Below are 10,848 nucleotides of genomic sequence, written 5' to 3' on the forward strand. Positions count from 1 at the left end.
TTTTTGTGGATATTTTTCTTTACCATTATAACAAAGACTGTTTGCTTTTCCGTAAGATATGATACGAAAACGTAATAGGTCATGTCCAATGCCGTGATATAATGAAGATAAGTTGAATCTAAAAGGAGGAATGTTATGAAGAACAATAAAATAAAAGCAGTAGCCGTTCTGGCATTAGCAGGTACAATATTGACCCAACCGATCGCTACCATGGCCGCATCCTATTCCGATGTGCGCACCGGCAGCTGGGCTGAACCTCATATTACTAAACTCACGAATTTAAAAGTAATCAGCGGTTATAACGACGGCACCTTTAAGCCTAAACGTTCCGTTAGTTATCTTGAAATCATGCAGCTTTTAAAGGGCATTCAAAACCCGAGTGCACAAGATGTTACGGCGGCTATCAGCCGTTACGGCCACGTATCCGATACCTATAAGGTACCGGGATGGGCACGCTCGGCTATTTGCGTGGCTCTCGACAACGGCGTCATTACGGAAGAAAACCTGAAAGCAGCTTATAAAAAAGGCTTTATTACGAGCCAACCGAAAGAAAATCAATTCCCGAGCCGTGAACTGGTTATGGTTTACTACGCCAAGGCTTTAGGCATCGAAGCGAAAAAAGACATCTCGAATATTAAGGTAAAGGACTTGAATGCCATCGGCAAGACGCCGAAAGCGCTTATCGGCGATGTAGATGTAAAAGGCCTTTACGCGGGTATTATCGACGCGGGCGTGTTCCACACCACCGGTGACGACGGATACTTCAATCCTCAACAGCCCCTACACCGCGATCAAATGGCGACCATCACCAATTTGAGCTACGACTACAGAAATGCTGCAAAACAAACCACGGATTACGAAGGTGAAGTTTACTTCAACGAAGAAGTAAACGGCACGCCGAGCTTCGCCATTAAAGGCAAAGACGATAAGGCCATCGCTTTTGTATTGGGAAGCGACACGAAGATCACCCTTAACGGTAAACCGGGCACGGCAAAAGACATTACCATCGGCTCCAAGGTAAAGGTATCTGCCTACGCTTCTAATACGGGCGTCGCCTCTTTACACGCTCTTAAAGTAGATATCGTATCCAATGATATAGTGGGTACCGGCGTGGTCAGATCCACGGAAAAAGACGGAATTACCGTAGATTACGTGACGAAAAAAGATGCCAAAGTGGATTCCAAATTTAAAGCGGATTACACCACCAAATTTAAATTCGATAAAGACACCAAGGTGAAGTCCTTAGGTAAGGAAATTAAGGCGGAAGATATTCGCGCCACGGATATGGTCATCTTTAAGGCTAAAAACGGCGTACTGAGTGAAGTGGATGTCTATCCTTACGACGGCACCGCCTCCGGCGAACTCGTGGAATTTTACTACGGTTCCCGCTTTGAACAAGACGCCAAGCTTTATTTGAAGCTCGCCGACGGTAAGACCTATACCTTTAATGCGGAAGATTCTAAGATTGCCAACGAACTTTACGAATTGACCCGTAATTTAAAGAAAGGCTATCCTCTTACGATTAAGACCTCCTACGGCAATGTGGTAGGCGTAAGCGAAACGGAAGAAACTGTAGCCGGTCTATTTGATAATATGGCGATCTACACTTTCGGAGAAAGAAAGATCAGTATTAAGACGAATAGCGGTGTGCGCCAATATACTGTTAAAGATGAGCTTAATTTCAGAGAATATCCCGGTAGCAAAGCGGTGAAAATGTCTGCCGGACAAGTATCTGATTATATTACCAACTTAAAAGGTTATAAACAGATTGAAGTTGAACTTCACTTAAAGGGTGGCCAAGTGGAAGGCATTACGCTGGCTCGCCAATTAGTGAATCGAGATGAAAAAGTAGGAATCAAGAGTTTGGCTAAGATAGTCGATAAAGTACCGGGATCGAACTGGGCAATTAATACTGTGGAAGGTTACTCCGCTTACGCAGTTACCTATAAAGGAGATCTGAAGAAGTACGGAGAAGTAGAATTGCCGCAATATTTCCAAATCAAAAAAGATTACGACCGCGCCCTGAGTTTCGCAGGTAATCAAGATAATATGGAGATTAAATTTGACGTTTATCGACTTGGCAACGAATACTCCATCGGCAATGTTCGTATCAACGGCAAATATGAACTGAACGATGTGCCCATTTATTTCTACAAATAAAGAATAAAGATTTACAACAGATCTGAGAAAGTCCCCGCGAATTGTATTCGCCGGGGCTTTTTTGTTATAATGAGATGTTAGTAAAGTAGGGGAGGTATGTATGGATCCATTTCTAAGAACTCAGTGGTTAATCGGAAAAGAAGCCCTGGAAACGCTGAAAAGTAAAAGGGTCATCGTCTTCGGTATCGGCGGCGTCGGCGGACACTGCGCCGAAGCGCTCCTGCGTTCGGGAATCGGTACTGTGGACATCGTAGACTTCGACCGAGTGGACGTGACCAATATTAATCGCCAGCTCGTGGCCACCATGGAAACCGTGGGCGAACTGAAGGTGGATGCATTAAAGGACAGGCTTCTATCTATACTCCCCGAAAGCCGCGTCAATGCTTATCCTTTTCGCATCAGTGACGAAACCATTCAAAAATTCGACTTCGCCTCCTACGACTACGCCATCGACGCATTGGATCAGGTAAGTGCTAAATTACTTTTAGCTCAATCGGCTCAAGAGGCGAAGACGCCGTTTATTTCCGCTATGGGGGCGGGGAACAAATTACACCCCGAGCTTTTGGAAATTACGACCCTCTCCAAAACCACCATGTGTCCTCTGGCAAAGGTGATGCGCAGAGAGACTAAGCGTAGAAACATCGAGGACTATGCCGTGGTCTATTCAAAAGAAGTGCCCCACAAAAAAGAGGGAGAAGGAGAGCGCTCCCCGGCGAGTATTTCCTTTGTACCGCCTGCATCGGGCTTACTCATCGCATCGAAAGTAGTACGTGATCTTATTGGAAAGTAGAAATGAGGATAGAGTCCATGTTAAGTCGTTATAATGATCGTCAACGGGAAGCGATTCTCGCCACCGAGGGACCTTTGCTCGTCTTAGCAGGGGCGGGAAGCGGCAAGACCCGCGTGGTAACGGGGAAGATCGCCTATTTAATCGATCAACTTCGCGTATCGCCCTACCATATTTTAGCGATCACCTTTACCAATAAAGCGGCGAAGGAAATGAAGGATCGGGTGGCGAAACAACTGGACTATCCCGTGGACGGCATGTGGATCAGTACCTTTCACTCCATGTGCGTCAGGATCTTAAGACGCAGCGGCGACGCCATCGGTTACGATTCCAACTTCGCAATTTATGACAGTGCCGATCAGAAGACGCTTATTAAAGATTGTATGAACGAGCTCAATATGAGCAAGGAAATGTTCAAGCCCTTCGGCGTACTCAGCCAAATTTCCAATTGGAAAAACGAGGGCATGTCGGCGGATGAAGCCATGAAAATGTATTTCGGCGATTTCCATAAGCGGCAAATGGCGGAGGCCTATCGCTTATACGAGAAGAAGAAGCGGGAAAACAACGCCATGGACTTCGACGATTTGCTCGTAAAGACTGTGGAACTTTTTCAGGAGCATCCGGACGTCCTGGCGTTTTACCAACAAAAATTTGCCTATGTTTTCGTAGACGAGTATCAGGATACGAACCACATTCAATATTTACTCGTAAAGATGCTTTCGGAAAAAGCCGTGGGCCTTACGGTAGTAGGGGACAACGACCAGTCCATTTATCGTTGGCGCGGCGCCGATATCGGAAATATTCTTTCTTTCGAAAAAGATTTTCCGGGAGCCCGCACCATTATGCTGGAGCAAAATTATCGGTCCACGACGCCGATTTTAAAAGGGGCTAATACGCTCATCGCCAATAATCCGGCCCTTAAAAAGAAAAACCTCTGGACCGATCGCGAGGGCGGCGATCCCATTGTCTTCAAGGAGTTTTACCACAGCAGCGAAGAGGAAATGGCCGTCATTCAAAAGATGATCCATTTAAATTACAAGGGCGCTTCTTTCGGCGATATGGCTATCTTATACAGAACCAATGCTCAGTCGCGCGGTTTTGAAGAGGCGCTTATGCGGGAGGGGATTCCCTATCGTGTCGTCGGCGGTCTCCGCTTTTACGATCGCATGGAGATTAAAGATGTCATCGGTTATCTTCAAGTGATCGACAATCCGAAGGACGATGTGAGCCTTCGCCGCATCGTCAATGTGCCGAAGCGAGGCATCGGCGAAACGACGGTGGATCAGCTCCAATCTTACGTTGATGAAAAGGGCTTGGATCTCTTTACGGTTATGGAGACTCTCGAAGAAAACGACGAGTTAAAAATTCGTGCGCAAAAAAACATAAAGCAATTCGTCAACTTAATCCACCTCTTAATGAATAAGAAAGAGGAATTAAGTTTAAGCGAATTGGTGGAAGCGATTTTGTTCGAGAGCCACTATGCCGAAGACTTAAAAAAAGAAGATACGGTAATGTCCCAAACTCGCCTTGAAAACCTGGACGAGTTCGTGTCCGCGGCAGCTGAATTTCAGCGCGACAATCCCGATTTAACACTTACGGACTTTTTAGGCAATTTAAGTCTGATCTCGGATAAAAATGAATTGGTAGATGAGGATCGCTCCGTGCAACTGATGACGATTCACGGTGCAAAGGGCTTGGAGTTTCCCATTGTCTTCGTAGTGGGGCTGGAAGAAGGGCTTTTCCCCACTTCTCGCGCTTTTGATATGGAAGAAGAAATGGAAGAAGAGCGGCGGCTAATGTATGTCGCCATGACTCGGGCTGAGGAAAAACTTTTCTTATCTTCCGCCAAATCCCGCACACTCTACGGCAAGCGAAAGCCTGCGGTGAAGAGTCGCTTTATCAAAGAACTTGAAGATGTGATCGAGATCATCGACAACGAACCGGTGAAGAAGAATCAAAAATCCGGCCACGCCATTTTTACGGGAACCACGGGTGCAAGACCTGCAGTTAAGGCAGCTCCGAAAGAAAAAGGCGATGTGGACTTTGCCGTAGGCGATAAACTGATGCATAAAAAATGGGGCGAGGGTATGGTCGTGCAATTAAAAGGAGACGAAGCGGTCATCGCTTTTGAAGGAAAAGGACTGAAGACATTAAATATAAAAATTGCCCCTTTGAGAAAGAAGGAATAAGATGGACATGCGTGAGATAGTCGACCAGCTGAATACGTGGGCCCATGCCTATTACACTTTGGACGATCCCATCGTGAGCGATAAAGAATATGATGCTCTTTATGACGAGCTATTGCGATTGGAGAGTGAAACGGGCGAGGTACTCTTCGATTCTCCCAGCCGGAGAGTGGGCGGAGATCTGCTGGAAGGTTTTGAAAAATTTCAGCACGAATATCCTCTCTATTCCCTGGACAAGGCGCAAAATTATGAAACCCTGACCGGGTGGATGAACCGCATGGAAAGTGCAGGGGCGTCTGATAAAGGTTATATGGCGGAGCTTAAATTCGACGGTCTAACGATCTCATTGACATACGATGACGGTAAGCTTACCCGCGCCGTCACGAGAGGCAACGGCACCGTCGGCGAAGTGATTACGGAGCAGGTCCTTACGATTTCCTCGGTTCCGTTGACCATTCCTTTTAAGGGTCATTTAATCGTGCAAGGGGAAGGGCTTATGCCTTTTAAATCCCTGGAGGCCTATAATCGCACGGCATCAGTGTCTTTAAAAAATGCGCGAAACGGCGCAGCAGGTGCCCTTCGAAATTTGGATCCAAAGGAAACGAGACGTCGCCATTTAACGGCTTATCTCTATAACTTAACTTATGCCGAGGGCATGACTTTTGAAACCGACGAGGGGATTAAATCGTTCTTAAAAGAGCAGGGTTTTCTCGTCCATCCCATGACGCGAAAGCTTGACGATTTTAAAGGTGTCTTGGATTTTATCGAGGAAGTGGAGCGCAGGCGAGAAGATCTAGATGTGATGATAGACGGCGTGGTCATCAAAATCAACGACGTCAACGAGCGAGACCATTTGGGCTACACCGTAAAATTCCCTCGATGGGCCATCGCCTATAAATTCGAAGCGAAGGAAGTGGTTACCACTCTTTTAGATGTTGAATGGGGTGTCGGTCGCACGGGTAAAGTGACGCCGACTGCCATTCTCGATCCCGTAGAAATCGACGGCGTCACCATTTCAAGGGCGACCCTCAATAATTACGACGACATTCGGAGAAAGGGCGTAATGAAAGGCGGAGAAGTGTTACTTCGCCGAAGCAATGATGTTATCCCTGAAATTTTAAAGGGAGTAGGAGACGAGGGGGAAGAAATTCCCATGATCACGACCTGCCCCGCTTGCGGCACGGAGCTCGTTCAAAACGGCGTACACAGTTTTTGCCCGAACACCATCGGCTGTGAGCCACAGCTTGTGCGGCGCATGGACCACTTCGCCTCTCGGGATGCCATGGATATTCGAGGGCTGAGCGAAAAGACGGCTTCCGCATTAATCGAGGGGGGTCTTTTACATGAAATCCCCGATATCTATAGCCTGACAATGGAAGACCTTTTAACACTCGAAGGCTTCGGCGAAAAAAAGGCGAGCAATCTCCTGAATGCTATCGACGGATCCAAGAAGATTCCCTTCCATCGCTTTCTTTATGCCATAGGAATCGGCGGAGTGGGTATAAAGACGGCGAGGGATTTGGCCGCTCATTTTAAAAACTTCGACGAGCTGCAAAAATCAAGTGAAGAAGAACTTCAAACCATCGAAGACATCGGACCGGAAACGGCACGGGAGATACGGGTCTTTTTCGGCGACGATATTATCGGCCACTATGTAGGCGATCTTTTTAATGCGGGCATCGAAATTCAATACGAAGAGCTCAAGAGAAGCGGCGATTTGGAAGGGCTTACCTTCGTTCTGACGGGCACCCTTTCAAAGCCTAGAAATGAGATTAAGGAATCACTGGAGCGCCGCGGCGCAAAAGTGACCGGTTCGGTTTCTAAAAATACGGACGCCGTCCTGGCAGGCGATAATCCCGGAAGTAAAGTGGACAAAGCCGTAAGCCTGGGCGTGGAGATAGTAAATGAAGCAGAATTTTATGAGAAATGGGGAGATCGATAATGAAAAAAGATGAAATAAAACATATTGCGGAAATTTCGAAATTACATTTCAGCGACGAAGAGTTGGACGGCATTGTACAAGATTTTTCCGACACTATGGATCTGATCGATACGATTAAAGAGGCGAAAGTTCATTGTGCGCCGACTTTCCATACGAATAAATTACCGAATCGCCTAAGAGACGATGAGATTCGTCCGTCGCTGGATCGCGAGGATGCGACGAAAAATGCCGTATCGACGAAATATGGCTATTTCGAAATAATTAAATTTGTCGATTAAGGAGGGAATATGAATCTGATTCAAAAAACCGGCCTGGAAACCAGGGAGCTGTTTTTAAACGGCGACATTACCTGTAGTGAACTGGTGGAGGCGTATTTAGATAAAATCAAACGTGACGACGGCGAGCTCAATGTTTTTATTACCGTTATGGAAGACATGGCCCGCGCCAAGGCGAAAGAGCTGGATGAAAAACGTGAAAAAGGCGAACCTCTTGGAAAATTGGCGGGCATCGTCGTTTCGGTAAAAGACAATATCGCCGTAAAAGATGTACGCATGACCTGTGCGTCTAAAATGCTCGACGATTTCGTATCCCCTTACGATGCCATCGTGACCCAAAAATTAAAGCGTGAAGACGCCATCCTCATCGGTAAGGTCAATATGGATGAATTCGCCATGGGTTCTTCAACGAAGAATTCCTATTACGGAGTGACGAAAAATCCGGTAGATCCTACACGAGTTTCCGGCGGCAGTTCCGGCGGCAGTTCTGCATCGGTCGCAGCTGATTTTTGTGCCGTAAGCCTGGGAACCGATACCGGCGGCTCCGTCCGTCAGCCCGCGGCATTCTGCGGTCTGGTCGGCATGAAGCCTTCTCACGGCAGTATTTCCCGCTATGGCGTAGCATCTATGGCGAACACATTCGATCAAGTGGGCGTCCTCGCCAAAAGCGTCGACGATGTGGAGTACGTTCTTTCCATTTTGGAAGGGTCGGATCTGCACGATGCCACCTGTATCGGCAACGAGTCTCTCCACTTGGACGGAAAAAAAGATGCAAAATCTTTGGACGGCTTGAAAGTAGCCATTCCCGACGTATTCAAAACCTTCGAAGTTCAAGATGAGGTTCGGGAAGCCTTTATTCATACTGTTGAATTTATGAAATCCAAAGGTGCGAAAATCGAATACGTTCACATCGGAACTTTGGATCTCGCCATCGCCATTTATCATATTCTCGTCAACGGCGAAATCGCACCGAATATGAGTCGCTACGACGGCATCAATTACGGTTATATCACCGACGATTACGAAAATATCGAAGAACTTTACGTTCGAACCCGTAGCGAAGGCTTCGGTACGGAAGTTAAGCGCCGCATTATGATCGGTTCCTACATTATGAGTATGGATCACTCCAAAGAGTATTGGGAACAATCTCTTGAAATGCGCCACGCCATGATCGAGGAATTTAACGGGGTCTTTGAAGATCACGATATTATCCTCTGCCCCACTTCTCCGACGGTGGCAGTGCCCATCGACGACGATATGACGCCGGTAGAAATTTATATGCTGGATTTATTTACAGTACCCGTCAACTTAATCGGCACGGGCGGTATCAGCGTGCCGGCGACGAAGAAAAATAAATTGCCCGTAGGCATTCAAATCATTCCGAAGAAGGGCAATGATATTCAAGCGATTCAAACGGCAAGAGAATTGGAGGGGAATATCTGATGAGTTACAAGACCATTGTGGGATTGGAAATCCACGTGGAGCTTTCCACGAAAACCAAGGCATTTTGTGGTTGTGAAAACGCCTACGGCAGGGAACCGAATACCTGCACCTGCCCCGTGTGTTTGGGCATGCCCGGTGCGACGCCGGTTCTCAACAAAGGGGCTGTAGAGCGAGCCATTGAAATCGCGACGGCCTTCCACATGACTATCAATCACAAAAGTACGTTCTACAGAAAAAATTACTTCTATCCGGACCTTACAAAGGGCTATCAAATCACCCAAACCGACGAAGCCGTCGCAAACCACGGCTATATCGAAATCGAAGGCGACGAGGGGGAAGCTAAAAAAATCGGCATTCACCAAATTCAAATCGAGGAAGATACGGGCAAGAGCCTTCATACCGATGAGGGTACGACCCTTATGGACTACAATCGCTGCGGCGTACCCCTCATCGAGATCGTTTCGGATCCTGACATGAGTTCGGGTAGAGAGGCGAGAATCTTCCTGGAAAAACTCAGAAATACCTTGCGCTATCTCGGTGTTTCCGACGTAAAGATGGAAGAGGGATCTCTCAGATGCGACGTCAATGTCAATATTAAAAATACAGAAACGGGCGAGCGCAGCGCCATCAGTGAGGTCAAGAACTTAAACTCTTTCCGCGCCGTAGAAAAGGCTATCGACTACGAAGTGGATCGCCAAATCGCCATGATGGAAAAGGGCGAAAGTGAACCTCGCGCCACTCGCCGCTGGGACGACAGCGTCAATGAAACCATCGTCATGCGTACGAAGTATACGGAAAGCGACTATCGCTTTGCGCCTGAAGGGGATCTCGGTCCCTTGTTTATCGACGACGAATGGATCGCCGAGGTACGCTCCAAAATGGCGGAACTTCCCGATGCGAAATTAAAGCGTTTTATCGAAACTTACAGGCTGAAAGAATACGACGCCAAGGTTATCTGCGCCACTCAAATTGTGGCGGACTTTTACGAAAAAGTTGCGGAACACTTTAAAGATTACGATATGCTCTCCAATTGGTTTATGACTGAGTTCCTTCGTCGTATCGAAGTGACCGACGACGGGGAAATGAATGTCCCCTTTGAGGCTGAAGATTTCGCATATCTTCTCGAACAGATTAAGTCATCGAAGATCAACAATAACGCCGGCAAAAAAGTCTTCCGTAAAATGTGCGAAGAAGACAAAAAGCCGAAAGATATTATCGAAGAAGAGGGCCTCGTTCAAATCGGCGATGCCTCTGAAATCGAAGCCTTCGTAAAAGAAGTTCTGGACGAAAATCCCGAGTCTGTGGAGCAGTTCAGAAACGGTAAAGACCGCGTCGTCGGCTTCCTTGTCGGACAAGTTATGAAAAAAAGTCGCGGAAAGGCGAATCCCCAAATGGCCAACGAGTTGTTGGTAAAGTATTTAAAGGGATAAGGGAAAGGTAGAAAATTGGAATCTATTATTGTTTCGGCTATCGAATCCTACGGATACTTCGCCGTCTTTTTCTTGATTTTCGTCGAAAATATCTTTCCGCCCATTCCGTCGGAAGTGATTCTGCTCTTAGGTGGATTCTTTGTAGGGCGGGGAAATCTTAATTTCCTGCCCACGGCCCTGGCGGCGACGGCAGGTTCCCTGTTCGGCGCCTATATTCTCTACGGCATCGGTCGTCTCGTTCCCACAGAAAAGATTTACGATTCGGCGGAACGAGGCTGGATGAAAAAGCTGGGTTTTAAGCGCAAAGAGATCTTGACCGTAGTCCATCAATTCGAAGATAAAGGAAAGATTTTCGTTCTCATCGGCCGTTGCGTCCCCATTATTCGCAGCTTGATCTCCATTCCCGCGGGAATGGTGGAAATGCCCCTGCCTCTTTTTTCCGTCTTGACCGCCGTCGGTTCTCTCGTGTGGAACCTGATCTTGACCTATCTCGGGTACAAGACCGGTGAAAACTGGCATATTATTTTGACCTATTTGGGCTATTACAAATATGTCATCGCGGCGCTTCTCGTCGTGGCCGGTATAGCTTATTTGATCTGGCACTTTAAACAGAAGGAAGAATAAA

The 10,848-nt window shown here is 47.1% G+C and carries 8 protein-coding genes; all 8 read left to right on the forward strand.

Annotated features, from left to right (window positions below; translation table 11 throughout):
- Nucleotides 1-135: 135 nt before the first annotated feature.
- Complete coding sequence (locus PEPTYR26121_RS01285) at nucleotides 136-2,160, forward strand: S-layer homology domain-containing protein (RefSeq protein WP_180498446.1); 2,025 nt, start codon at nucleotides 136-138, stop codon at nucleotides 2,158-2,160.
- A gap of 100 nt (nucleotides 2,161-2,260) precedes the next feature.
- The gene (locus PEPTYR26121_RS01290; protein WP_180498448.1) at nucleotides 2,261-2,950 is read left to right on the forward strand and encodes a tRNA threonylcarbamoyladenosine dehydratase; all 690 of its coding nucleotides are present in this window, start codon (nucleotides 2,261-2,263) and stop codon (nucleotides 2,948-2,950) included.
- 17 nt (nucleotides 2,951-2,967) lie between these two features.
- The gene (locus tag PEPTYR26121_RS01295; RefSeq protein WP_246285864.1) at nucleotides 2,968-5,136 is read left to right on the forward strand and encodes an ATP-dependent helicase; all 2,169 of its coding nucleotides are present in this window, start codon (nucleotides 2,968-2,970) and stop codon (nucleotides 5,134-5,136) included.
- Between the two features lies 1 nt (nucleotide 5,137).
- Nucleotides 5,138-7,075, forward strand: a complete 1,938-nt coding sequence (ligA, locus tag PEPTYR26121_RS01300) for an NAD-dependent DNA ligase LigA (protein WP_180498452.1) — start codon at nucleotides 5,138-5,140, stop codon at nucleotides 7,073-7,075.
- Complete coding sequence (gene gatC, locus PEPTYR26121_RS01305) at nucleotides 7,075-7,353, forward strand: Asp-tRNA(Asn)/Glu-tRNA(Gln) amidotransferase subunit GatC (RefSeq protein ID WP_180498454.1); 279 nt, start codon at nucleotides 7,075-7,077, stop codon at nucleotides 7,351-7,353. Before ligA ends, gatC begins: the two co-directional genes overlap by 1 nt.
- Before the next feature lie 9 nt (nucleotides 7,354-7,362).
- Nucleotides 7,363-8,793: an Asp-tRNA(Asn)/Glu-tRNA(Gln) amidotransferase subunit GatA gene (gene gatA, locus PEPTYR26121_RS01310; RefSeq protein ID WP_180498456.1), complete on the forward strand. Its 1,431-nt coding sequence runs from the start codon at nucleotides 7,363-7,365 to the stop codon at nucleotides 8,791-8,793.
- Nucleotides 8,793-10,223, forward strand: coding sequence for an Asp-tRNA(Asn)/Glu-tRNA(Gln) amidotransferase subunit GatB (gene gatB / locus PEPTYR26121_RS01315; RefSeq protein ID WP_180498458.1), 1,431 nt, complete (start codon nucleotides 8,793-8,795; stop codon nucleotides 10,221-10,223). The genes gatA and gatB overlap by 1 nt, the downstream gene beginning before the upstream one ends.
- 15 nt (nucleotides 10,224-10,238) lie before the next feature.
- Nucleotides 10,239-10,847, forward strand: coding sequence for a DedA family protein (locus PEPTYR26121_RS01320; protein ID WP_180498460.1), 609 nt, complete (start codon nucleotides 10,239-10,241; stop codon nucleotides 10,845-10,847).
- Nucleotide 10,848: the final 1 nt, after the last annotated feature.

Origin of the sequence: Aedoeadaptatus nemausensis (assembly GCF_903819165.1) — a bacterium.
In the GTDB taxonomy this organism is placed as follows: domain Bacteria; phylum Bacillota; class Clostridia; order Tissierellales; family Peptoniphilaceae; genus Aedoeadaptatus; species Aedoeadaptatus nemausensis.

Bases quoted from the DNA above. Each gene is read 5' to 3' on its own strand.
- PEPTYR26121_RS01285 (WP_180498446.1), top strand. From the start codon at position 136: ATGAAGAACAATAAAATAAAAGCAGTAGCCGTTCTGGCATTAGCAGGT.
- PEPTYR26121_RS01290 (WP_180498448.1), top strand. From the start codon at position 2,261: ATGGATCCATTTCTAAGAACTCAGTGGTTAATCGGAAAAGAAGCCCTG.
- PEPTYR26121_RS01295 (WP_246285864.1), top strand. From the start codon at position 2,968: ATGTTAAGTCGTTATAATGATCGTCAACGGGAAGCGATTCTCGCCACC.
- ligA (WP_180498452.1), top strand. From the start codon at position 5,138: ATGGACATGCGTGAGATAGTCGACCAGCTGAATACGTGGGCCCATGCC.
- gatC (WP_180498454.1), top strand. From the start codon at position 7,075: ATGAAAAAAGATGAAATAAAACATATTGCGGAAATTTCGAAATTACAT.
- gatA (WP_180498456.1), top strand. From the start codon at position 7,363: ATGAATCTGATTCAAAAAACCGGCCTGGAAACCAGGGAGCTGTTTTTA.
- gatB (WP_180498458.1), top strand. From the start codon at position 8,793: ATGAGTTACAAGACCATTGTGGGATTGGAAATCCACGTGGAGCTTTCC.